26 protein-coding genes and 1 other annotated feature are annotated in these 24470 nt (G+C 43.8%); of the genes, 23 read left to right on the top strand and 3 right to left on the bottom strand.

What is annotated here, in order from left to right; translation table 11 throughout:
• Positions 1-172: 172 nt before the first annotated feature.
• The gene (gene rfbB / locus L0M85_RS01615; RefSeq protein WP_238656294.1) at positions 173-1219 is read left to right on the top strand and encodes a dTDP-glucose 4,6-dehydratase; all 1047 of its coding nucleotides are present in this window, start codon (positions 173-175) and stop codon (positions 1217-1219) included.
• Between the two features lie 517 nt (positions 1220-1736).
• Here the strand turns inward: rfbB and L0M85_RS01620 are convergent.
• Both L0M85_RS01620 and L0M85_RS01625 read right to left on the bottom strand, forming a co-directional pair.
• Positions 1737-2135 (bottom strand): DUF6556 family protein, encoded by a 399-nt coding sequence (locus tag L0M85_RS01620; protein ID WP_229038968.1) that lies wholly within the window; start codon positions 2133-2135, stop codon positions 1737-1739.
• Between the two features lie 101 nt (positions 2136-2236).
• Positions 2237-2800: a hypothetical protein gene (locus L0M85_RS01625; RefSeq protein WP_238656295.1), complete on the bottom strand. Its 564-nt coding sequence runs from the start codon at positions 2798-2800 to the stop codon at positions 2237-2239.
• A gap of 238 nt (positions 2801-3038) precedes the next feature.
• On the opposite strand from L0M85_RS01625, the gene L0M85_RS01630 reads away from it, so the two are divergent.
• The 12 genes from L0M85_RS01630 (at position 3039) to proC (ending at position 13333) form a co-directional block, all read left to right on the top strand.
• Complete coding sequence (locus tag L0M85_RS01630) at positions 3039-4181, top strand: cysteine desulfurase family protein (protein WP_238656296.1); 1143 nt, start codon at positions 3039-3041, stop codon at positions 4179-4181.
• Between the two features lie 21 nt (positions 4182-4202).
• Positions 4203-5423, top strand: a complete 1221-nt coding sequence (thiI, locus tag L0M85_RS01635; RefSeq protein WP_238656297.1) for a tRNA uracil 4-sulfurtransferase ThiI — start codon at positions 4203-4205, stop codon at positions 5421-5423.
• A 74-nt stretch (positions 5424-5497) separates the two neighbouring features.
• Positions 5498-6097 carry a hypothetical protein gene (locus L0M85_RS01640; protein ID WP_238656298.1) on the top strand — a complete coding sequence of 200 codons (600 nt, stop codon included), beginning with the start codon at positions 5498-5500 and terminating at the stop codon, positions 6095-6097.
• 106 nt (positions 6098-6203) lie between these two features.
• Positions 6204-6291, top strand: a sequence feature (ribosomal protein L21 leader region).
• A gap of 33 nt (positions 6292-6324) precedes the next feature.
• Complete coding sequence (rplU, locus tag L0M85_RS01645; RefSeq protein ID WP_003007734.1) at positions 6325-6639, top strand: 50S ribosomal protein L21; 315 nt, start codon at positions 6325-6327, stop codon at positions 6637-6639.
• A 15-nt stretch (positions 6640-6654) separates the two neighbouring features.
• Entirely contained in the window at positions 6655-6999 is a 345-nt protein-coding gene (locus L0M85_RS01650) for a ribosomal-processing cysteine protease Prp (RefSeq protein ID WP_006596492.1), read from the top strand.
• A 16-nt stretch (positions 7000-7015) separates the two neighbouring features.
• A complete protein-coding gene (rpmA, locus tag L0M85_RS01655; RefSeq protein ID WP_003002805.1) occupies positions 7016-7309 on the top strand; it encodes a 50S ribosomal protein L27 in 294 nt (97 codons plus the stop codon).
• 447 nt (positions 7310-7756) lie between these two features.
• On the top strand, positions 7757-8659 hold the full coding sequence (locus L0M85_RS01660; RefSeq protein ID WP_048690250.1) for a LysR family transcriptional regulator: 903 nt from the start codon (positions 7757-7759) through the stop codon (positions 8657-8659).
• A 3-nt stretch (positions 8660-8662) separates the two neighbouring features.
• On the top strand, positions 8663-9124 hold the full coding sequence (gene lspA / locus L0M85_RS01665) for a signal peptidase II (RefSeq protein WP_048690252.1): 462 nt from the start codon (positions 8663-8665) through the stop codon (positions 9122-9124).
• Positions 9114-10004 carry an RluA family pseudouridine synthase gene (locus L0M85_RS01670; RefSeq protein WP_140813919.1) on the top strand — a complete coding sequence of 297 codons (891 nt, stop codon included), beginning with the start codon at positions 9114-9116 and terminating at the stop codon, positions 10002-10004. Before lspA ends, L0M85_RS01670 begins: the two co-directional genes overlap by 11 nt.
• A gap of 143 nt (positions 10005-10147) precedes the next feature.
• Entirely contained in the window at positions 10148-11257 is a 1110-nt protein-coding gene (proB, locus tag L0M85_RS01675; RefSeq protein WP_238656299.1) for a glutamate 5-kinase, read from the top strand.
• A gap of 12 nt (positions 11258-11269) precedes the next feature.
• The gene (locus L0M85_RS01680) at positions 11270-12514 is read left to right on the top strand and encodes a glutamate-5-semialdehyde dehydrogenase (protein WP_238656300.1); all 1245 of its coding nucleotides are present in this window, start codon (positions 11270-11272) and stop codon (positions 12512-12514) included.
• Between the two features lie 3 nt (positions 12515-12517).
• On the top strand, positions 12518-13333 hold the full coding sequence (gene proC, locus L0M85_RS01685; protein WP_238656301.1) for a pyrroline-5-carboxylate reductase: 816 nt from the start codon (positions 12518-12520) through the stop codon (positions 13331-13333).
• Between the two features lie 35 nt (positions 13334-13368).
• Here the strand turns inward: proC and L0M85_RS01690 are convergent, their stop codons facing one another.
• Positions 13369-14892: an ATP-binding cassette domain-containing protein gene (locus L0M85_RS01690; protein ID WP_238656302.1), complete on the bottom strand. Its 1524-nt coding sequence runs from the start codon at positions 14890-14892 to the stop codon at positions 13369-13371.
• A 318-nt stretch (positions 14893-15210) separates the two neighbouring features.
• On the opposite strand from L0M85_RS01690, the gene hemW reads away from it, so the two are divergent.
• From hemW to L0M85_RS01740, 10 genes are all read left to right on the top strand, one after another.
• The gene (gene hemW / locus L0M85_RS01695; RefSeq protein WP_129269002.1) at positions 15211-16341 is read left to right on the top strand and encodes a radical SAM family heme chaperone HemW; all 1131 of its coding nucleotides are present in this window, start codon (positions 15211-15213) and stop codon (positions 16339-16341) included.
• Between the two features lie 3 nt (positions 16342-16344).
• A complete protein-coding gene (locus L0M85_RS01700; protein WP_129269004.1) occupies positions 16345-17103 on the top strand; it encodes an acyl-ACP thioesterase domain-containing protein in 759 nt (252 codons plus the stop codon).
• Entirely contained in the window at positions 17085-17789 is a 705-nt protein-coding gene (locus L0M85_RS01705; RefSeq protein WP_238656303.1) for a hypothetical protein, read from the top strand. The genes L0M85_RS01700 and L0M85_RS01705 overlap by 19 nt, the downstream gene beginning before the upstream one ends.
• Positions 17779-18549: a TIGR01457 family HAD-type hydrolase gene (locus L0M85_RS01710; RefSeq protein ID WP_238656304.1), complete on the top strand. Its 771-nt coding sequence runs from the start codon at positions 17779-17781 to the stop codon at positions 18547-18549. Before L0M85_RS01705 ends, L0M85_RS01710 begins: the two co-directional genes overlap by 11 nt.
• Positions 18542-19171 (top strand): TIGR01906 family membrane protein, encoded by a 630-nt coding sequence (locus L0M85_RS01715; RefSeq protein WP_238656305.1) that lies wholly within the window; start codon positions 18542-18544, stop codon positions 19169-19171. Before L0M85_RS01710 ends, L0M85_RS01715 begins: the two co-directional genes overlap by 8 nt.
• Before the next feature lie 12 nt (positions 19172-19183).
• Positions 19184-20143 carry a CPBP family intramembrane glutamic endopeptidase gene (locus tag L0M85_RS01720; protein WP_238656306.1) on the top strand — a complete coding sequence of 320 codons (960 nt, stop codon included), beginning with the start codon at positions 19184-19186 and terminating at the stop codon, positions 20141-20143.
• A gap of 313 nt (positions 20144-20456) precedes the next feature.
• Complete coding sequence (locus L0M85_RS01725; RefSeq protein ID WP_238656307.1) at positions 20457-21833, top strand: hypothetical protein; 1377 nt, start codon at positions 20457-20459, stop codon at positions 21831-21833.
• Between the two features lie 68 nt (positions 21834-21901).
• Positions 21902-22888: a hypothetical protein gene (locus L0M85_RS01730; RefSeq protein ID WP_238656308.1), complete on the top strand. Its 987-nt coding sequence runs from the start codon at positions 21902-21904 to the stop codon at positions 22886-22888.
• A gap of 27 nt (positions 22889-22915) precedes the next feature.
• Positions 22916-23488 carry an HD domain-containing protein gene (locus L0M85_RS01735; RefSeq protein WP_238656309.1) on the top strand — a complete coding sequence of 191 codons (573 nt, stop codon included), beginning with the start codon at positions 22916-22918 and terminating at the stop codon, positions 23486-23488.
• 49 nt (positions 23489-23537) lie between these two features.
• Positions 23538-24380 carry a CPBP family intramembrane glutamic endopeptidase gene (locus L0M85_RS01740; RefSeq protein WP_006596478.1) on the top strand — a complete coding sequence of 281 codons (843 nt, stop codon included), beginning with the start codon at positions 23538-23540 and terminating at the stop codon, positions 24378-24380.
• Positions 24381-24470: the final 90 nt, after the last annotated feature.

Below are 24470 nucleotides of genomic sequence, written 5' to 3' on the forward strand. Positions count from 1 at the left end.
GCAAGGAGCCTGGTAGGATCGTTCCTGCCCTAGTGGCTACAAGATTCCCGTAGGGAATCTTGTAGGGAAATCCGGAGACATTGGCTCCGGATTTAGCCATGAAACCGAAGGGTTGCTGGCGTCCCTCACTAGCGAAAGGAACAATCTAAACTAAAAACTATTTGGAGAAAAAATGACTGAATACAAAAACATCATCGTAACCGGTGGCGCTGGTTTCATCGGTTCAAACTTCGTACACTATGTTTACAACAACCATCCAGACGTGCATGTGACTGTCCTTGACAAACTCACTTACGCAGGTAACCGTGCCAACATCGAAGAAATTCTTGGGGACCGAGTTGAATTGGTTGTGGGTGACATTGCTGACGCAGCATTAGTTGACAAATTGGCTGCCAAGGCTGATGCAATCGTTCACTATGCGGCTGAAAGCCACAATGACAATTCATTGAATGACCCATCACCATTTATCCATACGAACTTCATTGGTACCTACACACTTTTGGAAGCGGCTCGCAAGTACGATATTCGTTTCCACCACGTGTCAACAGACGAAGTGTATGGAGACCTTCCATTGCGAGAAGATCTTCCTGGACATGGGGAAGGTCCTGGTGAAAAATTTACTGCAGAAACCAAATACAACCCATCATCCCCTTATTCATCAACCAAGGCTGCTTCAGACTTGATTGTGAAGGCTTGGGTTCGTTCCTTCGGTGTTAAGGCAACCATTTCAAACTGTTCAAACAACTATGGTCCATACCAACACATCGAGAAGTTCATCCCACGTCAAATCACCAATATCTTGTCTGGTATCAAACCAAAACTTTATGGTGAAGGCAAGAACGTCCGTGACTGGATCCACACCAACGACCACTCAACTGGTGTTTGGGCGATTCTTACTAAGGGCTGTATCGGTGAAACTTACTTGATCGGTGCTGACGGTGAAAAGAATAACAAGGAAGTGCTTGAGCTCATCCTTGAAAAAATGGGACAACCAAAAGATGCTTACGACCGTGTAACAGACCGTGCTGGTCACGATTTGCGTTACGCTATTGATTCAACAAAATTGCGTGAAGAATTGGGTTGGGAACCACAATTTACAAACTTCGAAGCAGGTTTAGAAGAAACCATCAAGTGGTACACAGACAACCAAGACTGGTGGAAAGCTGAAAAAGAAGCTGTCGAAGCCAACTACGCGAAAACACAAGAAGTTCTCAAGTAAAAACAAGCCTCTATCGATCAGGATTTCTGGTCGACAGAGGCTTTTCTATATTTTTAAAATAGACTATACTGTTTTTTAGAATGCATACAAACTTTTTTTGCATAAAATAACTAGTTATTTTTTTAAAAAAAAGTGATGTCTAATGGTTCGATTCATTTATGTAGTTATAAAACTTTCCGCTGTGAGAAAAGTGCTTGAAACAATAGTGTTTCAAGCACTCGGGAGTTTTGGGAGTAAAACAGTTTGGGAAACTGTTTTAGCCTGAGCCCGGAAATTAAAGAGCGAGGGGGTTCAAAACGAATTGAACACAGGCTGCGGATTGTGTCAAAAAGATAAGTTCTCCTAGAATCTAAAGATTCTGCGTCAAACTTCCTATTTTGACTTTATCCGCAGACGCCCTTTGTATCTTAATTAGTCATGGAACTTCTTCGAAGTTCGCTGACGTCCGTACTCACCTAAGGAAAGTTCTTTTAAAAAATACTCTTTTCTATAATAAAAAGACCAACTGGTCTTTTTATTAATTAGCAGATGATTCGGTATCTGTAGCAGATGGTGTTGTGTCTGCAGGAGCTTCACTGGCACTGGTTTCTACCTGTGACGAGTCAGTTTGTTCAGAGCTTGCTTCCGATGCTTGGCTGCTGCTAGCACTGGTATCTGTTCCCGTAGCACTTGAATCAGTAGCAGATCCATCCTTTTCATGGACAACAACAACGCTAGTGGAGCCATCTTTTTTCTCCTCTGTCTTAGTCGTCGGTTTCATGATACTGTAAATAGTAAAGGAAGTAACGATAATACCGAGAAGACTAGCAATCGTTGCGACAATCATCTGGAATAAAGAAAGGCTCTGTTTCACTTTTTCGCTTCTCGATGGTCTGTTGCTGTCTTGGTGTTTTTCTTTTCGTGAGTATTGTGACATAATCTGTTCCCTCTTCATTTCATATTTGGTTCTTTTATGTGAACACTTTAGTCATTATACGTTATTTTTATGAAAATGTCTAAGAAGAAATGAAAGAGGTTTTAAAATTTCAAATTGCTTTCAAACTGGACGCTTTGAGTCTCGCTGGCTTCAGAGGACGTTGCAAAGTTTGCCTGTCCTTTTTCAGAGACGGAAATCGGTTGGCTTGTTTGACTAGGTTGGCTGATGATTTCATGGTTATTAAAACTAGAGGAGTCATTAGGAGAGATAAACTGGCCATTCGCCTGAATCTCTATCTTGTTTGGATCCGGGATAGAGTAGTCAATCTTACCCTTGAATTCCTTGGTTTTTGAAATCACTGTTACATCTTTGACACGGATGATACGACGGAACCAGCCATTGTATTCGACCAAGCATTTGAATTCGATGTGGCTATCGGATTCACCTGGGATTGGTTGGATAAGGCTCATTTCACGAAGGCTACCTTCATCTTCCCTAAAGTAAGGTGGCTTCTCCAAGGGCTGTTGTAGGTCACACTGTCCTTTACCGTGACAGGCTAGTTGGGCAGAAGGGAGGGCAAATGGAAGTGGTGGTAGGACAGCGAGCAGTCCTCCAAGAGCAAGGCTTCCAGCTAGGGCAATGGAAAGATAGATCGGTCGTTTCATGCTTGTCTCCTTGTAACTTCAATCAGTTCCAGTTCTGGACTTGAGTAGGTCATAAAAAACAACAGGGTATATTGTAAGCGTTTTACAAAACTCTCCATCTTCATCATAAGCTATTTTGAGAAATTTACAAGTTTTCTGTCTGAAACTAGGAACAAAATGAAGCCTGCCAAATCCTTGTCCCTCCAACCTATAAATGTTACAATAAGATGATTGAAAATTGACTAGGAGAGAGTGGAAGATGATTTACTTTGATAATTCAGCAACAACCAAACCTTATCCCGAGGCCTTGGCTACCTACACGGAAGTCGCAAGCAAAATTTGGGGCAATCCATCTAGCTTGCACAACCTGGGAAGTCAAGCGACCCGGATTTTGGAGGCATCCCGCAAGCAGATTGCTTCCCTCCTAGGAAAGAAAGCAGAAGAAATCTTTTTCACCTCAGGTGGAACAGAAGGGGACAACTGGGCAATCAAGGGAGTTGCTTTTGAAAAAGCTCCTTATGGAAAGCACGTCATTGTCTCAGCTATTGAGCATCCGGCTGTGAAGGAATCGGCCCTTTGGCTACAAGGTCAAGGATTTGAAGTGGATATTGCTCCAGTTGATGCGCGTGGCTTTGTCCAAGTAGAAGAGTTGAAAAAACTCTTGCGCCCTGATACGACCCTCGTTTCGATCATGGCCGTCAATAATGAGGTGGGCTCTATCCAGCCTATTCAAGCCATTGCGGACCTATTGGCAGATCGTCCGACCATCACCTTCCACGTCGATGGGGTTCAGGCGCTGGCTAAGGTTTCAACCGGGCTCTACCTACCAGAACGGGTGGATCTAGCCACCTTCTCCAGTCATAAGTTCCATGGACTTCGTGGCGTTGGCTTTCTCTACCTCAAAGAAGGCAAAAAAATCAGCCCTCTCTTAACCGGTGGAGGACAAGAAAAGGACCTTCGTTCGACAACTGAGAACTTAGCTGGAATTGCAGCAACAGCCAAGGCCTTGCGCTTGGCGATGGAGCGTCAAGAGGAATTTGCACGCAAATGCCATCAGTTGAAGGAAGTCATTCGTGAAGAACTAGTCCATTATCCAGATGTGACTGTCTTCTCTGGAGATGAAGGATTTGCGCCTCATATCTTGACCTTCGGTATCAAGGGAGTGCGAGGAGAAGTCATCGTCCATGCTTTTGAAGAGTACGAGATTTATATCTCGACAACCTCTGCCTGCTCTTCCAAGGCTGGCAAACCAGCTGGAACCCTGATTGCTATGGGAGTCGATAAGGCTCTGGCACAAACAGCAGTCCGCCTTAGCCTCGATCTCGAAAATGACATGAGTCAGGTCGAGCAATTTTTGACCAAGTTCAAACTGATCTATGAAAAGACGCGAAAGGTGCGTTAAGGAAAAGAAAAGGAAGTTACTATGCCATTAACTTATTCAGAAATTATGATCCGCTATGGAGAGCTTTCTACTAAAGGAAAGAACCGGATGCGCTTTATTAATAAATTGCGTAATAATATCTCAGATGTTTTGTCCATTTACCCAGCTGTCAAAGTGACAGCCGATCGGGATCGGGCCCATGCCTATCTAAATGGAACGGATTATGAACCGGTGGCTGAATCACTCAAACAGGTCTTCGGGATTCAAAACTTTTCACCCGTTTACAAGATTGAAAAATCAGTCCCAGCTCTAAAAGCGGCGGTGCAAGAAATCATGCAGGACATTTACCTGGAAGGGATGACCTTCAAGATTTCCAGCAGACGAAGTGACCATTCTTTTGAGTTGGATAGCCGTGAGCTCAACCAAACCTTGGGTGGAGCTGTCTTTGAAGCGATCCCAACCATCCAAGCCCAAATGAAAAAACCGGATATCAACCTCCAAGTAGAGATCCGGGAAGAAGCAGCCTATATCTCTTATGAAACCATTAAGGGAGCGGGTGGTCTGCCGGTTGGAACTTCTGGAAAAGGGATGCTCATGCTATCTGGTGGGATTGACTCTCCAGTAGCGGGTTACCTAGCCTTGAAGCGGGGGGTGGACATCGAGGCTGTTCACTTTGCTAGCCCACCTTATACCAGTCCTGGTGCTCTTAAAAAAGCCCATGATTTAACTCGTAAGTTGACCAAGTTTGGGGGCAATATCCAGTTTATCGAAGTACCTTTTACTGAGATTCAAGAAGAGATTAAAGCTAAGGCACCGGAAGCCTATCTCATGACTCTTACACGCCGCTTTATGATGCGCATTACAGACCGCATCCGTCAAATCCGTGGTGGCTTGGTCATCATCAATGGGGAAAGTCTTGGACAGGTAGCTAGCCAAACGCTAGAGAGCATGCAGGCTATCAATGCCGTGACCAATACACCCGTCATCCGTCCAGTGGTGACCATGGACAAGTTGGAGATTATCGATATCGCCCAGGCCATCGATACCTTTGAAATCTCTATCCAGCCTTTCGAAGATTGCTGTACCATCTTTGCGCCTGACCGTCCAAAGACTAATCCAAAACTAAAAAATGCAGAGCAGTATGAGCAACGTATGGATGTGGAAGCTTTAGTTGAGCGTGCGGTAGCAGGCATCATGATTACTGAGATCAGACCACAAGCAGAGACTGATGAAGTTGACGAGCTGATTGAAGGGCTGTTGTAGGAGTTTAGAAGTAGCTTTTTACTGAAAGAATCTGGAATTGTATCCATTAATGCTGAAGATAAGAGGGGGTATTTATGAACGAATGGGATTCCTTTTTGAGTGGGCTCATGGGAGCATTGTCTTGGAAAGATGGACAAGATAATGCTTTGCTGTTTGGAATGCCCAGTTGGACTTATTTACTTGGTCTCTTAGTTCATTTTCAGATTTTTCTGAGCTTGTATGCTCTCTTATTTTGGGGATTTCATTTAAGTATTAAGGAAGCTGGCTCTGTCAAGAGGGCCATGAGAAATAAATGGGAAATCATACGTCAAAGCCATAAAAGTAAGGGCAGAGCTATTTTTGCTACAATAATTGGCTCTCTTCTTATATTTATTATCTTTCCTGCTTATGAAGGATATCGTGTGACCAATGGTGTTTGGCGCTATAATTATTTTACTAATCAGACAACCGAGCTAAAAACGGCTTTAGTTACTGGTGTTGATACGGAGACAGGAGGAAGCAAGTCTACCTATTCTCGAATTACCTTCACTATTACGGTTGATGGGAAAGAGCGAAAGGTCAATGTTTCAGATAGTAATAAAAGTCTTGCCAGATCAGCTAAAAAACATTTGAAGCCTCCGATAGCTATTGAGGTTCATGTCAATCAAGAAGGGCAGATTGTATATTTGAAATAAATGGAAGTAAAGAATGAGGCTATTTACTTGAAAATCCGTTTTCATTAAATGAAATCACTTGCCAAAGGTTAGTAGAAGTGCTATACTTAGAGAGTTGACTATGCACATGCCTGTGCAACCGCTCGAACATCGTCGCTCATTTCCATGAGAGTAAGTGGTTCGTCCCACGATGCTAGGCGAGTCTTCACAAAATACGGGGAAACCCAAAAATACATAGGAGGTGCATAATGAGCACATACGCAATCATTAAAACTGGCGGAAAACAAGTTAAAGTTGAAGTTGGTCAAGCAGTCTACGTTGAAAAATTGAACGTTGAAGCTGGTCAAGAAGTTACATTTAACGAAGTTGTTCTTGTTGGTGGTGAAAACACTGTTGTCGGAACTCCACTTGTTTCAGGAGCTACTGTTGTTGGAACTGTTGAAAAACAAGGAAAACAAAAGAAAGTTGTTACTTACAAGTACAAACCTAAAAAAGGTAGCCACCGTAAACAAGGTCACCGTCAACCTTACACTAAAGTTGTCATCAACGCAATCAACGCTTAATTTTTAGGAGAACACATGATACAAGCAGTCTTTGAACGAGCCGAAGATGGCGAGCTGAGGAGTGCAGAAATTACTGGTCACGCCGAAAGTGGCGAATACGGCTTAGATGTCGTGTGTGCATCGGTTTCTACGCTTGCCATTAACTTTGTCAACTCAGTTGAGAAATTTGCAGGCTATGAACCGGAACTAGAATTAAACGAAGAAGAGGGTGGCTTCATGCGGGTCACAATCCCGACAGACATTCCACCTCATCAAAGAGAAATGACCCAACTATTCTTTGAATCATTTTTCTTAGGGATGGCAAACTTATCGGAGAACTCATCCGAGTTCGTCCAAACAAGAGTTATCACAGAAAACTAACTGGAGGAAAACAATTATGTTGAAATTGAATCTTGCTAACTTGCAACTTTTCGCCCACAAAAAAGGTGGAGGTTCTACATCAAACGGACGTGATTCACAAGCTAAACGTCTTGGAGCTAAAGCAGCTGATGGACAAACTGTAACAGGTGGATCTATCCTTTACCGTCAACGCGGTACTCACATCTACCCAGGTGTGAACGTTGGACGTGGTGGAGACGATACTTTGTTCGCTAAAGTTGAAGGCGTAGTACGCTTCGAACGCAAAGGTCGCGATAAGAAACAAGTTTCTGTTTACCCAATCGCAAAATAAAAAGCGAAGAAACGGATTTAAAAACTCTCTGATTCATCAGAGAGTTTTTTTGCTATGTGTAAATTATTAGTTGCTTATCTGATTTCTAATAAGTCTTTTTATTTTTCATAAATTCAGATCATAAAAAAATTTTTAAAACTTTCCTTAGGTGAGTACGGACGTCAGCGAACTTCTACGAAGTTCCATGACTTAGTTTTGAACCTAAGGTTTCAAAACTCCCGAGTGCTTGAAACATGATTGTTTCAAGCACTTTTCTCACAGCGGAAAGTTTCAAAATTTGCTTGAAATACTCCATCAAATAGAAATTATTTAATACTTAACACTTTTCTTATAATATTTATGAGTAAAAATTCCACTCCTAGTATCTCTCTCTCGATTGATGCCCCCATCTTTTTTCATCCTCTAGATTATGGTATAATGGAGTGATATTGTTAGAAGGAAGAAGACATGAATATTCAACAATTACGCTATGTTGTCGCGATTGCCAATAGTGGTACTTTTCGTGAAGCAGCTGAAAAAATGTACGTCAGTCAGCCGAGTCTGTCCATCTCTGTGAGAGACTTGGAGAAGGAACTGGGCTTTAAGATTTTCCGTCGGACTAGTTCAGGGACTTTCTTGACCCGCCGCGGGATGGAATTTTATGAAAAGGCCCAAGAATTGGTCAAGGGCTTTGATGTTTTTCAAAACCAGTATGCCAATCCTGAGGAAGAAAAGAAGGAATTCTCGATCTCGAGTCAGCACTATGATTTCCTTCCCCCTTTGATTACCCAATTCTCAGTCCTTTATCCGGAGAACAAAGACTTCCGGATCTTTGAGTCGACCACGGTTCAAATCCTAGATGAAGTGGCTCAGGGTCATAGTGAACTGGGGATTATCTACCTCAATAAGCAAAATACAAAAGGGATCATGCAACGGGTGGATAAACTGGGCTTGGAAGTCGTTGACCTGATTCCATTCCAGACTCATATCTATCTGCGCAAGGGTCATCCATTAGCCAAGAAAGAATCCTTAGTGATGGAGGACTTGGCACACCTACCGACTGTTCGCTTTACCCAGGAAAAGGATGAGTACCTCTACTATTCGGAGAACTTCGTCGATACGAGTAGCAGTTCCCAGCTCTTCAATGTGACGGACCGGGCAACTTTGAATGGGATCTTAGAGCGGACCGATGCTTATGCGACCGGTTCTGGCTTCTTGGATAGCCAGTCAGTGAATGGCATTACCGTTATCCCTTTGATCGATGATCTGAATAATAAAATGGTCTATGTCAAACGGGAAGAGGTAGATCTCTCGCCAGTGGCTGAGAAGTTTGTACAAGTTATGGAAGCCTACTTTGATGAGAAGAGGTAGGTAATGAAGAGAAAAGTAAGTATTTTTATTAGTATCCTCCTCTTGATTCTTCTGGATCAAGCGGTGAAGGGATATGTCGTCAAGGAGATCCCGCTAGGGGGTATGCGTCGCTTCATTCCCAAAGTGGTCAGTCTGACCTATCTCAAGAACTCTGGAGCAGCCTTCTCCATGTTGGAAAACCAACAGTGGTTCTTTACCATCATTACCCTGATTGCGATGGGAGCAGCCTTTGTCTATCTCTATCGTCATATCGAAGGTTCCATTTGGCTCTTGTTGGGATTGACCTTGATTATTTCTGGTGGTATTGGTAACTTTATTGACCGGCTCCGTCAGGGCTTTGTCGTCGATATGTTCCACTTGGATTTTATGAATTTTGCCATCTTCAATGTAGCGGATATCTATTTAAGCATCGGTGTGGGACTGCTACTGATTTATCTTTTGAGAGAGGAGAGCCATGGAAGTTAGAGTAGAAGTCGCTGGAGCGCGACTGGATAAGGCCGTCTCAGAGTTGACTGAACTCTCACGTGGCTTGGCCAATGAGCAGATCAAGGAAGGAAAAATCCTCGTCAACGGTCAAGTCAAAAAGGCCAAATATACTGTAAAAGAAGGGGATGTTATCAGCTACGAAGTCCCTCAAGTGGAAGAAGTGACCTACGAGGCAGAAGATATCCCCTTAGAGATTGTCTATCAGGATGCGGATGTCGCAGTGGTCAATAAACCCCAGGGCATGGTGGTCCATCCTAGTGCCGGCCATACCAGTGGGACCCTAGTTAACGCCCTTATGTATCACATTAAGGATTTGTCAGGGATCAATGGCGAGCTTCGTCCAGGGATCGTCCATCGGATTGACAAGGACACCTCTGGCCTTCTCATGGTGGCTAAGAATGATGCGGCCCATGTAGCCTTGGCAGATGAGCTCAAGGCTAAGAAGTCCCTGCGCAAGTATTGGGCCATTGTCCACGGCAATCTTCCCAACGATCGGGGTGTCATTGAGGCGCCGATTGGGAGGAGTGACAAGGACCGTAAGAAGCAGGCTGTGACAGCCAAAGGAAAACCAGCTCTGACCCGTTTCCATGTCTTGGAGCGTTTCGGGGATTATAGCTTGGTCGAGTTGCAATTGGAGACAGGCCGGACCCACCAGATTCGGGTTCACATGGCCTACATTGGCCATCCAGTCGCTGGTGATGAAGTCTATGGCCCTCGCAAGACTTTGAAAGGCCATGGGCAATTTCTACATGCTAAAACACTGGGCTTTACTCATCCACGGACGGGAGAAGTCATGGAGTTTTCAGTGGAGGTACCAGAGATTTTCCAAGAAACCTTGGAGCAGCTTCGCCAAGGATAAGCAGATCATCAAAACGAGTTTAACTCTTGTGGTTCAAACTCGTTTTTTTGTGGGCAAATGGGGGTTTCCCCTGGTCCGCTCTTAGTATTTTTTAAGGCTTTCATGGTATAATGTTACAATCGAATACTCTGGAGAATGAATGGATGAAGAATAAGAGAATTGTGTTTAAGGTAGGGACCTCTTCCCTGACCAATCAAGATGGGAGCTTGTCTCGGAGCAAGGTCAAGGCCATCACCCAGCAACTGGCTCTCTTGCATGAGCAAGGGCATGAATTGATTTTGGTCTCTTCGGGGGCGATTGCGGCTGGTTTTGGTGCGCTTGGCTTTAAAAAACGCCCGTCCAAAATCGCAGACAAGCAGGCTTCTGCAGCAGTTGGCCAAGGTCTTCTGTTAGAAGAATATACCTCTAATCTACTGGTACGCGACATCGTATCTGCCCAGGTCCTCTTGACCCAGGATGACTTTGTCGACCAACGCCGCTATAAAAATGCCCACCAGGCTCTCTCTGTCCTATTGCAAAGAGGGGCCATTCCGATCATCAATGAGAACGATACAGTTTCGATTGAAGAACTCAAGGTTGGAGATAATGATACCCTGAGTGCCCAAGTGGCAGCTATGGTCCAGGCGGATCTCTTGGTCTTGCTGACGGATGTTGATGGTCTTTATACAGGCCATCCCCAAAAGGATCCGACTGCCAAGCGTTTGGAACGGATTGACTCAATCAGCAAGGACATTATCGAGATGGCCGGTGGAGCAGGCTCAAGTAATGGGACAGGTGGCATGCTGACAAAAATCAAGGCAGCCACCATCGCTACAGAATCAGGAGTTCCTGTTTACATCTGTTCATCCTTGAAAGAAGATGCTCTTCTTGAAGCGTCAGAGAAAACTCAGGATGGTAGCTATTTTACAGCTCAGGACAAGTTTTTGCGTAATCAGAAACAATGGCTGGCCTTCTATGCCCCTAGCCAAGGGTCTGTATGGCTGGACCAAGGAGCGGTTAAGGCCGTCAAAGAAGAGGGCAAGAGTATCCTTGTGTCTGGTGTGGTAAAGGTTGAGGGAGCCTTCTCTTTCTCCGATATTATCACGGTTCATGATGCAGAGACTGGACAGGTCATTGGGAAAGGGCGTACCCGCTTAGGGGCTGCAGCTATTAAGGATTTGCTCCATGGGCAAAAGCCAAAGGGCATCGTCATTCACCGGGATGATTGGATTACCATCACACCTGAGGTAGAACTCTTATTTACAGAATTTTAAAGGAGGGATTAGATGGAGACGATTGATCAGATTCGCCTGGCTAAACAGGCCAAAAAAAGTATAAATACTTCAACAAGTGATGAGAAAAATAAAGCCTTAAGAGCGATGGCCGACTCCTTGGTTGAAGCCACAGGTGACATTTTGGCTGCTAATCAATTGGATATGGAAGCAGCTCAGGGACGGATTTCTGAGGTCATGCTGGATCGCCTGCTCTTGACAGAAGAGCGGATTCAAGCCATGGCTGATGGGATTCTCCAAGTGGCTGCCCTACCCGATCCAGTGGGAGAACTCTTGGAGGAGCAGACCCTGGAGAACGGTTTGGTCATTCAGAAGAAACGTGTGGCCATGGGGGTCATTGGGATTATCTATGAAAGTCGTCCTAATGTGACCTCTGATGCAGCAGCCTTGGCCCTGAAAAGTGGGAGTGCGGTTGTCTTGCGCAGTGGCAAGGATGCCTATCAGACAGCCCATGCCATCGTTAGTGCCTTAAAAACAGGCTTGCAAGCAACCACCATTGATCCTGCTGTCCTCCAGTTGGTCGAAGATACCAGTCGGGAGAGTAGTCTGGTCATGATGAAGGCCAAGGGGGATCTAGACCTTCTCATCCCACGTGGGGGAGCGGGCTTGATCCAGGCAGTTGTAGAGCAAGCAATTGTCCCTGTGATTGAGACAGGAACAGGGATTGTCCACGTCTATGTCGATCAAGCGGCAGATTTTGACAAGGCTCTCAGTATCATTCAGAATGCCAAGACCAGCCGACCATCCGTCTGCAATGCCATGGAAGTCCTCTTGGTGCATGAAGCTATTGCAGGGGACTTTCTGCCACTAGTGAAGAAAGTCTTGGTAGACGAGGCTCCGGTACCAGTGGAGATGCGCTTGGATGCTCAAGCCCAGCAAATCATTGACGGTTCACCAGCTTCTGAGACTGACTTTGATACGGAATTCTTAGATTATGTCATGGCCGTGAAGGTCGTCCCTTCTGTAGAAGAAGCCATCGTTCATATCGAAGCCCACAGTACCCACCATTCAGATGCCATTGTCTCTGAAGATGCGACAGCCATTGAACTCTTCAGTAACCAGGTAGACTCGGCGGCCGTTTATGTCAATGCATCGACCCGCTTCACAGATGGCGGAGAGTTTGGCCTAGGTTGTGAGATGGGCATCTCGACCCAGAAGTTGCATGCGCGTGGTCCCATGGGCTTGCGTGAGCTGACCAGTTATAAGTATCTGGTCACTGGAAATGGTCAAGTGAGGTAAGTCATGAAAGTAGCATTTATCGGTCTTGGGAATATGGGAGCTAGTCTGGCCAAAGCGGTCGCAAAAGAAGTAGCAGCTACAGACCTGCTTTTGGTCAACCGCTCCCCTCAAAAGGTGGAAGAGTTTATCGGCCAGTATGGGGGGACAGCGTCTGATCTTGAAGAGGCCTTTAAAGAGGCGGAGGTCATCTTTCTAGGAGTCAAACCCTATCAGATCTGTCCTCTTCTAGAAGAGTACCAAACTGTCCTATCTCAACGCTCCAATCTCTTATTGGTTTCCATGGCTGCAGGCTTAGAGCTGGACAAAATGGCGGGTGTGGTTAAAAATGATCGCGTGGGGCTCATTCGTATCATGCCCAATACGCCCGTAGCCATTGGTCAAGGGGTTATCAGTCTGGCGCGCTCCCAAGCAGTGACAGACCAGCAAGTAGCCCAAGTCAACCGGCTCTTAGCAGGAGCAGCGGCTCTCTACGAAATCGAGGAAACATTAATGGATGCTGCAACGGCTGTTGTAGGCTGTGGGCCAGCCTTTGTCTATCAGATGATCGAAGCCATGGCAGATGCAGGAGTAGGCTTAGGACTTACACGAGAGCAAGCTTTGCAAATGGCGGCCCAGACCTTCCAAGGCGCTAGTCAAATGGTCCTAGAGACAGGTGAGCACCCAGCCCGCTTGCGAGATGCGGTTTGTAGCCCAGGTGGCTCTACCATCGCAGGAGTCAACCGTTTAGAGCAAGTCGGCCTACGGGGCGACATTATTGCAGGAGTGGAAGCAGCCTACAAACGTAACCAGGAAATGGGACAAGAGGCAGCGAAGAAATAGAAAAAAAGATTGGTTTTGGCCAATCTTTTTTTGCATTAAAGCGACTCTACCTCTACCAACCCATTTTCGGTCAGACGATAGATCTTTTGGCAGACTTCTTTGAGGAAGGTCCGGTCGTGGGAGACCGTGACTAGTCCGCCTGGGTAGTCTGCGAATAGGCGACGAATTTCTGGTTGGGAAGTGGGGGAAAAATTACGAGTAGGCTCGTCCAAGAGCAGAAACTGGGGACTTGTGAGTACTAATTGAAGGAGGAAGAGTTTTCCTTGCTGGCCACCAGAAAGTTCAGAGATAGGATGGTGCATTTCAGAATAAGTAAAGTTGAGGGAGGCTAAATGCAATTGAATGGTGTTGATTTCTTCGCGATCACCTGAATGCTGTAGAAATTGAACAGGTGTCTGAGTCAGAGGGAGGCGTTCAGTGTAATCTTGAGGCATATAGGCAGTGCGGATACTCTTATTCTCCTGTAAAAGATCCCAGATCATTTTTAGGAAAGTGGATTTCCCAACACCGTTGGAACCGATAATCCCTATCTTATCCTGCCCTTGAAGTGTGAGGGAGAGGTTCTTGACTAGGACACGATCACCAATTATGAGCTCTTCCTGATCTAAGAGAAGGACAAGTTTTTGAGGAGACAAGGGAGTGAGGGAAGGGAAATGTAGATTGATGATTTCCTCATCATAGGGTTGGGAAGTCATGGATTGGAATTCTCGCTCGTAGCGCTTTTCTTGTGAGAGGAGGGACTTCATTTTCTTTGCCAGGAGACGTCCAGCAGTGCTATCTTTGGTATTTCGTAAGGAGGTTTCGACTTGCTGACGGACGCGACGGTGCTTCTCCATTGTTTTTTGGTAGGCTCGTTGATCGTTGGCTGCTTGCTGAGACTGTTGCTTAAATTGTTGTTCCCTCTGGCTACTGTAGTCTTGATAGCCTAGGTGCTCTACGATGGTTTCAGCCTCCTTGCGGTGTTTGATCTGTCTGAGGTGTATGATCGTATCCGCCGTCTGAGTCAAAAAATCCTCATGATGGGAAATAAATATTATGGTTTGGGGGCTCGTTTGGATCATATGCTGGAGCCAGTCCAAGGTCTCCAAATCCAGATCATTTGAAGGTTCATCTAAAAATAGCAATTCATGAGGACAACAAAGTTCGTGAAGCAGTTGGACTTTGAGGGCTTCTCCTCCAGATAGACTTCCGATAGCTTGATCGCTTGCAAAGCGCTCGCTATTAAAATGCAATTGATCTGCCAGTCTGTAGAGGGTGGCATAGTCTAGTTCGTCCTCTCCAAAAAAATATTCTTCCAAGGTTTTTCCCTTCAAAGCTTCCGGTAAAGTTTGGGGAATATAGGCATAGGAGTGAAAGGAAGTGGTGATTTCTCCTTCTATGGTCAGATAATCTGGTAGAGATTTTGGGGACATAAGGACCTGAAGTAAGGAAGATTTTCCATTCCCTTCTTCGCCAATAATGGCAACTTTTTCTCCTTCATGAATGGTCAGGGAAAGATTTCGAACCAGATCTCGTAAATCTTTTGTATGTCGGATAGTGAGGTGGGATAGTTTTAGCATAAGATTCCTTTCTACTGGGACAAAAAATAGCTCTACCTATTTAGTAGAGCTGTATTCAAGTGAAACCCAAGCAGAAAAAGACCTTATTTAGCCAACAAAAGGCTGGAAATTAGGCGAGAGGGTACACAAAAAGAGATAGAACAAACAGTCCACTAAATAAAGTATCTTATTTAACGAAACTTAGTTGTTCATATCTCCTTACCTCCGAATGTGATTAGCTTTATTCTAATCCTTTCATTCCTTCTTGTCAAGGAAATCCTTGTTTCCCCCTCTTTTTTCTGCTCGGGCTTTGGTAGGAAATGTGGTATAATAAAGGTTATGCAAGCTAAACCGTCTTCTGCCTATGTGCATATTCCATTTTGTACCCAGATTTGTTATTATTGTGACTTTTCTAAGGTTTTTATCAAGAATCAACCGGTCGATGCCTATCTGGAACACTTAATCCAGGAGACTCGATCGTATGAGATTGGCAAACTTCGGACTCTCTACATCGGTGGAGGGACTCCGACAGCTCTGTCCGCCCAACAACTGGCCTATCTCTTGACAGAATTGCCCAAGGTTATGGACCTATCGGAAGTAGAAGAGTTTACCATCGAAGCCAATCCTGGCGATTTGGATCCGGATAAGATCGCAGTTCTCAAGGAGTCTCAGGTCAATCGGGTCTCTCTGGGTGTCCAAACCTTTGATAACAAGATGCTGAAAAAGATCGGTCGGAGTCACCAGGAGCAGGATATCTATGACAATATCCGCCACCTCAAGCAGGCAGGATTTGACAATATTTCGATTGATTTGATCTATGCTCTGCCGGGTCAGACCATGGACCAGGTCAAGGAAAATGTCGCCAAGGCGATCGACTTGGACATCCCCCACATGAGTCTCTATAGTTTGATTTTAGAAAACCACACGGTCTTTATGAACCGCATGCGACGGGGCAAGCTTCCTCTCCCCAAAGAAGAGTTGGAAGCGGAGATGTTTGAGTACATCATTGAGGAACTGGAAAAAGCAGGCTTTGAGCACTATGAGATTTCCAATTTCTCCAAGCCTGGCTTTGAAAGTCGCCACAATCTGGTCTATTGGGATAATGCAGAATACTATGGCCTAGGGGCTGGTGCTTCTGGCTATGTCGATGGGATTCGCTACAAGAATCATGGACCAATCCGGCATTACCTGGAGGCTGTTGAGGCTGGTAAGGCTCGGATCACAGAGGAACACCTGGCACTGGAAGAGAAGATGGAAGAGGAGTTGTTCCTCGGTCTACGGAAAAAGACAGGTGTGTCCAAGGCGCGTTTTGAAGAAAAATTTGGTATCTCTTTTGACCAACGCTATGGACAAGTGGTGGCCAGTCTAACGGAACAGGGACTCTTGGTTCCTGATGACAAGCAAGTTCGGATGACCAAGAGAGGCTTGTTCCTTGGTGATACCGTAGCAGAGAAATTTATATTGGAGTAAACGATGGCTAAAATTTATCAGTATGACATGAAAGTTCCTTTTGATATGAGCGATGTGAATGGCTTTATCAAGATGCCACAGCTCATCCTCTTGTCTTTGCAAGTCTCAGGTATGCAGTCGATGGAGATTGGTATTAGTGACCGGGACCTGCTCGAACAGTACAATCTAGTCTGGATTATCACTGACTATGACATCACGGTTCATCGCCTACCAGTCTTTGATGAAAAAATCACTATCGAGACCAAGGCCCTGGCCCACAATCGTCTCTTTTGCTACCGTTCCTTTGTGGTCAGAGATCAGAATGGGGAAGCCATCGTCGAGATGGTGGCAACCTTTGTCTTGATGGATCGGGATAGTCGCAAGGTCCAATCCGTACCGGAGGAGATCACCGATCCATATGAGTCACCGTTTGAGAAGAAAATCCGCCGTGGTCCACGCTATCCAGAACTGAATGGGGCCATGGAGCAGGACTACCATGTGCGGTTCTATGATCTAGACATGAACGGTCATGTGAACAACAGCAAGTACCTAGACTGGGTCTTTGAAGTGATGGGAGCAGAATTCCTAACCCAGCATATCCCCAAACGTGTCCATCTCAAGTATGTTAAGGAGGTCCTGCCTGGGGGCATGATTACCTCTAGCGTTGAGCGAGAAGGGATGATCAGCAATCATGTCATCTCATCAGAAGGCCAAGTACACGCCCAAGCCCTCATCACTTGGGAAGAAATAGATAAGGAAACATTATGGAAAAAAGAAGATTAAAACAGAAAAAAGAAGACTTGATGGAGGTTCAACGACGGGTTGTTGCCTATGCTCGTCGTAAGAAAAATCCTCTCTATGTATTGGGAGATGGTTTCTTAACCTTAGTCGCAGCCTTTTATATCTTTATTGAGGAAGCGATTCGTTTTGTACGCTATCGTTTGAGTTTTGAAGTCTTTCTTCGTTTTCTCAAGGAAGATGTCCGCTGGTATCGTGTCTGGATTCATTTGATTTTGGCCTTTATCCTGCCTGTTGTCGTTTTTTCTTTGAGTATCACCAGTCAATCAGGAAGCTTCTGGAGTAACTTCTTTGACAAGCTCTCCCAAGGTGTCCTCTTCAGTACGACTGTCAGCCTCGCAGCGACCTTAATGACAGACTTCATTGAGACCATGAAGCCTATCCAGGCCGGGAAAGAAAGCAATGAGAAAAAAGAAACTGGCGTCTATACCATTACCATCGATCAGGCTAAGATTGGTGGTTTAATGGTGACCATCGTCATCTTGATGATTTCCTCCTTCCTCTTTACTCAGGCTGGAAAAGCAAGTATCAATTTCTTCGGTCTGGTCCTTCAATTTGCCTTATATGGGGCTTGTTTGCTTCTGTATGGAGCAGGAGGCCAGTTTCAAGATCGGGAGAAAGTAGCAGAGGAAGCAAGTGAAAAAGGAGACCAAGAATCCCATGACTTATAAGGGTTATTTAATTGACTTAGATGGAACCATCTACAAGGGCAAGGAGCGGATCCCAGCCGGGGAAGCCTTTGTCCACCAATTGCAAGAGCGTCAGATCCCCTATCTCTTTGTGACCAACAATACTACCAGGACGCCGGAAATGGTCCAAGAGATGCTGGCAGGCCAGTTCAATATCGAAACGGCACTGGATACTATCTATACAGCGACGCTTGCAACCATTGATTATATGGTGGACATGAATCTTGGGAAAACTGCCTATGTCATTGGAGATGTAGGCTTGAAACAAGCTATTACTGAAGCAGGCTTCGTCGAAGATACCGTGAATCCAGCCTATGTCGTGGTGGGTCTCGACTGGGAAGTGGACTATGAGAAATTCTCTATCGCGACCTTGGCCATTCAAAAGGGAGCCCATTTTATCGGGACCAATCCAGATCTCAATATCCCGACTGAGCGGGGAATGATGCCAGGGGCAGGAGCTCTTAATGCCCTGATTGAAGCGGCAACGCGCGTGAAGCCGACCTTTATCGGTAAGCCCAATGCCATCATCATGGATAAGGCCATCGCTCACCTGGGACTAGAGCGCGAAGAAGTGGTCATGGTAGGGGATAATTACCTGACCGACATCCGAGCAGGGATTGACAATGGCATCCCTACTTTACTGGTGACAACTGGATTTACCAAGCCAGAAGAAGTGCCAGACCTGCCCTTGCCACCAACGCATGTCCTATCTAGCCTAGCGGAGTGGGATTTCGATGCGTGATCGGTTAAAAGTAACGGGCTTTGTCCTCTGGCTCTTAGCAACGGTGATTTTGGGGACCCTTCTAGTTGCCTGGTTGATCTATCCCATGGAGATCAGCTGGTTACGAATTCAGAATCGGACCGGTTTGGCTCCAACAGTCATTCAGAAGAATTTTCAAATCCTCATGCGGTATTTGACCAGTCCTTTTACTTGGAAGTTGGAGATGCCAGATTTTCCATCCTCTGCAGATGGTCTCCATCATTTTCAAGCAGTCAAGTACCTCTTTCACCTGACCCAGGCCCTGTTCCTGGTCTTATTGCCAGTGGCTATACGATTTATTCGAACAGTGATGCGTAAGGGCTATGCAGGCCTCTATCGCCGCTTATTTGGCTGGATGGTTCTCTTGCCGATCGTCATAGGAGGAGTGACCCTCTTTATTGGCTTTGATCAATTCTTTACCCTCTTTCATCAAGTCCTCTTTGTCGGAGATGCTACCTGGCTCTTTGATCCCTATCGGGATCCGATTATTTTAGCGCTTCCGGAGGACTATTTCCTACATGCCTTTCTGATTTTCTTTGTTCTCTATGAAGGGGCTTTTGGATGGTGCTACGGGTGGAGTCGGAAAACAAAAACAGTAGATTAGTGGAGTGAATGGATGAAACAGTTCAATCGATTTATAGATCCCAAAAAGGATTTGGGAAGCTTTTCAGGGATGGTTTGCCTCTATCTCTTGGTCATGGTCTTTGTCAGCATCATTTCGACCTTTGTCATTACCCTCTTTATGTTTGGACGGTATGGATTGGAGATGGCAGAGAAGCAGGAGTATGTAGAAAAAATCATCAATGGGAACGGGATTAGCTACCTGATATCTGTCAGTATCGGTGTCCTCCTATTTGCCCTTTATCGGCAAGGATCCCTCTTTAAAGGAGATGTGAGACAAAAGGGACGCAAGATGACCTGGCAGACTTTCTTAGTCTTCATTGCCTTCTTGGGGTTTGCTCAGTTGGCTTCTAGCGCCTTATCTCAACTCTTAGACCACATGATGGGAACCCTGGGCTTTTTCAAGCCTCAAGAGGACATGTCTGAGCAACTCAGCCAGTCTTGGAGTCTCTTGCTCTATGCGACCCTGATTGGTCCCATCACAGAGGAGTTGGTTTTCCGGGCCGCTGGACTGAGAGCCTTAGAAAAGTATGGAAAAGTCTTTTCGATCGTTATGACAGCGGTGGCTTTTGGATTGTTCCATGCTAATTTTGATCAGTTGTTCTTTGCGACCATTATCGGCTTTGGCTTTGGCTACTTGACCTTAGAATATTCGATCTGGTGGGCTATTTTCTACCATATCTTTAACAACCTGGTCCTCTCTCAAGGGCTTCATTACCTCGGTACGCATGTGAGTATGAATGTAGCAGAGTGGGTTCAAATTATCGTCTTTTTAGGTGGAACCATCGCCTTTACCATCGTCTTGATTTTAAAGAGAAAAGCTATTTTTCACTACATTCAAGAAAACCGACCAGCACCAGGCGTCTTCCAAAGAAGCTTGTATTCCTTCTGGTTCTGGGTCTTGGTCCTTGGGACAACTCTTATGTCCTTACTTCCATATATAAGAGGCTATTAATATCAAGAGGCTGGGACAAAAGTCCTAGCCTCTCAATTTTTTTTGATTGTCGAGCAAGGCGCAGTGGTTGAGTGGGCTCTACTACGCTGATTTCATCAGCTTTTACAGCCCTACTCAACTGTGCGGAGGTGGGACGACGAAATCGAATTCTAACGAATTTCCGATTTCTGTCCCACTCTCTTTTTGCTATAATAGAGGTAGTAGAAGTGATGGTAAGCGATCGGGTTGATTGGAAATTGTTTGTTACGTTATCGCTTGGTCTAGTATTACTAAGAAGGATTCGAAAGAAATTGTCAATGAAATAAGGAGTTTTATGGTTAAAGATTATAAAGAACTAAGAAGACGTTACAATATTCCAGCAATCGTCCTATTGGTTATTCTAGCTCTACCATTTTTATATATCGTGCAAGTGACCCAAAGTAAAATTATTGCAGCCATTTGTTTTTTGATTTACCTAATGATTGAGCTGGTTCTAGCTATCATTAAAGATACGCTTTTAGTTAAAAAGTTGTATAGTCTCATCTATCAGGATATCAATCTAGACCTGATGGCAAGCTATATTCTGACTCAAAAAAGAAAAAGTATCAAAACGATTAAGGTGAGAGTACAGATTGCCACACTTTTCTATTATTATCGGATTGGTGACTTTGGATCTATTGAAGCAGTTGTAAAGGAACTCAAGGAGAATCAGAAGTTTACAGATGTTGAACAAGTAAAATTAAACGAAATTCTACTGAATGCGAACCTATTTTCAAGGCCGGATCTGAAGGAAGATGAGTTTGAGGAGTTACTCTCTAATTATTTAGTAGATGATGAATCACTCAAGATGGCTTACAGAGCCCGCTACGATATTCTGGTCAAAAAAGAAGCTAATGATGCCATCTTAAAGGAAGTAACGACTACCAAATTCTCTCAATTGGAATCCATGTACCTAAGGGCAGTCAATGAGTACCTCAATGGGAATAGAAATAAGGCAATGGAGCTATTTGCTACCATTGTGAAAGAAGATGAGAGACTGTATCTGGTCAGAATGGCTCAGGCCTATCTAGGTAGTGAAAACTCAGGAGGAAAGAGTGTTTCGCTTGATGCAAGACAAGAAGAAGTCACTGTAAAACTATTGCGTTTGAAGCTGGTAGAAGAGGAGCCGGTCAAACGAGATATAGCAGCTAAATCTAATAGAGGGCTTGCTTTTTTCAGAGGCTGGAAAATCGCTCTTCTTTTAATCCCGCCATTTTTAATGTATGCGATAATTTTAGTGGCCCTAGCTGTCCTCAAAAAAATAGGGTCATTCCTTCCCCAAAAATTTAAAATATGGCTGCTTTTATTAATTCCTGTCGCAATGATCATATTCTATATTAAACAAGAACAAGAATTGAATGCTATTAAAGATGGCCGGTATTATCTAGTGGTTAAGAGTAAATCTTCTAGTACAGCTTCTATAGATAAGTCGACTTGGGTAGAGTTTTCTGGGGATTATATTATTCTCAAAGAAGGAAATACAACGACTACAATTCTGTATAATAGTGAGGATCGAAGTTTTGAAAAAGAAGGAATAATTTATAGGTTTACTGATGACCATGGAGACTTATCAATCAGTGACATGGTTTCACACGAGTCAGTGTCATACGTCAGTACAGAGAGTTCAATGTTCCCTAAATATGAAAAAGGTAGAGTAATAGTTTTTGATTGAGAGTTAGAACATGCCCAGAAATTATAGCTTTGGTTCTACTGTACTTCAAGAAAGGATCTGTTTAAATCGTGAAAATTACAAAGAAAAAATGGATACTAGCCTTACTGGTATTGCTTTCGCTCATGGGTGGGATTTGGCTTTATTTACGTTTTTCAACTGAGAGTTATTACAAGCAATTTTATGAATACAGTGGAAAAGCAAAAATTGAGGACTATGAGATGATTGCGGATGGTGCAGGTATTATCACCCACTGGAAATCAACTGATCCTAAGGAAGATCGCTTGATGAGGGAATATGGGTCTTATTATTATTTTGATCCTGTCAGAGTCGGTTCAAAACATATTTTGCATATGAATGTGAAATTGAGAGAGGATATGTACTATCAGAAAAAACGTCCATCTAAGGATGAATATTGGACTGTTAATGTCTACAAGGTTGAGGGAGAACGATTAAAAGAAGAGAAAGAGATTGATTTGTTTAAAGTTGTTAAACAGTTCGATCCGGATTATATTCCTACAGAATTAGGCTCAGTGTATTCATGGAATGGACGTGAGTTAGCTGCTTTACAAATTCGTAGTACAAAAGATGACTCGATTCGGAAGAAGATGTATTTAAATCTAGATACTCGTAAATTGGAAAGAAATGAATCCTTAGAGAATGATCACCAAAGAAAACCGGTTCCGGCTTTCAATGTACCAATTGATCGTGAGACGAGCAGTATTGAAGAATTGAAATTTTTTGATAATTGGTTTTCGATTGAGCCCAAGGATCTCTCAAAAACGCAATTTAAGAAATCTTCCAAGGCCTATCAACTCTTGAAGGAAAAAGATACTAAAGTCATAGTAATAAAACCCCAGAATAGTGCGGGTCAATATGCAAAAAGTATTGCTGTATTTGAACTCTTTATGAAGAAGGGTGTGAATCTCTATCAAGATGTCACGATCCCGGCTGAGATATCTAAAGATGGTCAAGTCCATACCACACAGACAAAAGAAGAGTTCGATCAATATTACGATCTGGAAAAGGCTCGAAAAGCCTACCATGAGATTGATTAAAGTAAGAAGCTACAAAGGACAAGAATTATGATCGAAGAACGAATTCTTGCTGCTAAGCAGTATGTTAAAACCTTATTTGCTGATCGAGCGGATGGTCATGATGTAGAGCATACCCTCCACTTTTATAGCAATGCTATGAGAATCGCACAAGCTGAAGGTCCATGTGATCTGGAGATAGTGGGTTTGTCAGCTCTTCTTCACGATGCTGATGATGATAAATTGTTTCAGACAGAGAATCATGCGAATGCTCGCATGTTTCTAGAAGAGGTTGGTAGTCCTAAAAATCAAATCGACCAGATTTGTCGGGTTATCCATGCTGTTTCTTTCAGCAAAAATTGTGGTAAACATCCAGAAACCTTAGAAGGCAAGGTTGTCCAGGATGCAGATCGCCTGGATGCGATAGGAGCTGTAGGAATTGCGCGAACTTTTTCCTATGGTGGCCACAAAGGGAGGTCTCTCACTGATACCGTCCAACATTTCCATGACAAGTTGCTTCTCTTAAAAGATGAAATGAACACGGAGACTGCCAAACAAATGGCAGAAAGTCGCCATCAATTTTTAATCACCTTTCTAAAAGAACTAGAGAAGGAATTGAACTGAGTAAAATATTGAAATTAATTTTTATAAAAGACTCATTTGAAAGGAAGATATGCTAAATCGACTATTGAAAACCCCCATTTTAAGTTGTTCAATTATATTTGTTATCTGCTCAGTAGTAAGGGTAATTGAATATTTCTATATGAGGACAGATGAAACTTTTTTATCGGAGAATTTTCTACACAAGCTTTTTGGAATACTTTTATTGTGGGGAATTCTTTCAATTAGCAAATTAGGATGGAAAGATATTGGTTTTACTTCTAACGGAATCATGAGTGGTGTAGGAAAGGGACTGCTCTTTGGTTTAGTATGCGCCATCTTTTCATATGTAGTTGAATGTCTTACCCTCTTTTTTCTTCACGGAAATGTTTACTTATCGTTTTACGCCAGTGGTTTTTCCTTAACCAATGAAAAAGGATCACATGCAGGAATCTTATTTATCCTCTTAAGTGCTTTATTTAACCTGATAAATGTCTGGATGGAAGAAGGAATATTTCGTGGCCTTTTCACAAAAATTCTTGAAGGAATTTCTTACCGTAGAAGTCTATTTTTCATAGCCTTTTTATTTGGAATATGGCATTTGGTAATGCCGTTTAGAGATTTTCTTCAAGGAGAATCTTCTCTCACAAATCTTATTGTTATGGGAATTGGATATGTCATCCTAGCAGGAATGATGAGTATCAAGTGGTCCTTACTTTACAAAATGACAGGTTCCTTGTGGCTAGGATTAGGAGACCATCTTTTCAACAATCTTGCTTCAAATCTGGTTCATGTTGTCTCAAATTCTGAATCGGATAGTTTGCAGATAGTGAGAATTCTTCTGTGGCAGTTGTTGTCATTTGCAATTGTTTTGAGCATCTATAAAAGAAAGTCGAAGACTATAGTGAATCAATGATGAAGCCCTTTTAGTAATTTTTTAATCCTATTATAGTTTATGAAACTACGGTTTAAAACGAATGACATCATATAACAATATAAAGAGGGG

The sequence above is a fragment of the Streptococcus sp. DFI.7.26 genome (assembly GCF_022240605.1).
Lineage (GTDB): Bacteria > Bacillota > Bacilli > Lactobacillales > Streptococcaceae > Streptococcus > Streptococcus xiaochunlingii.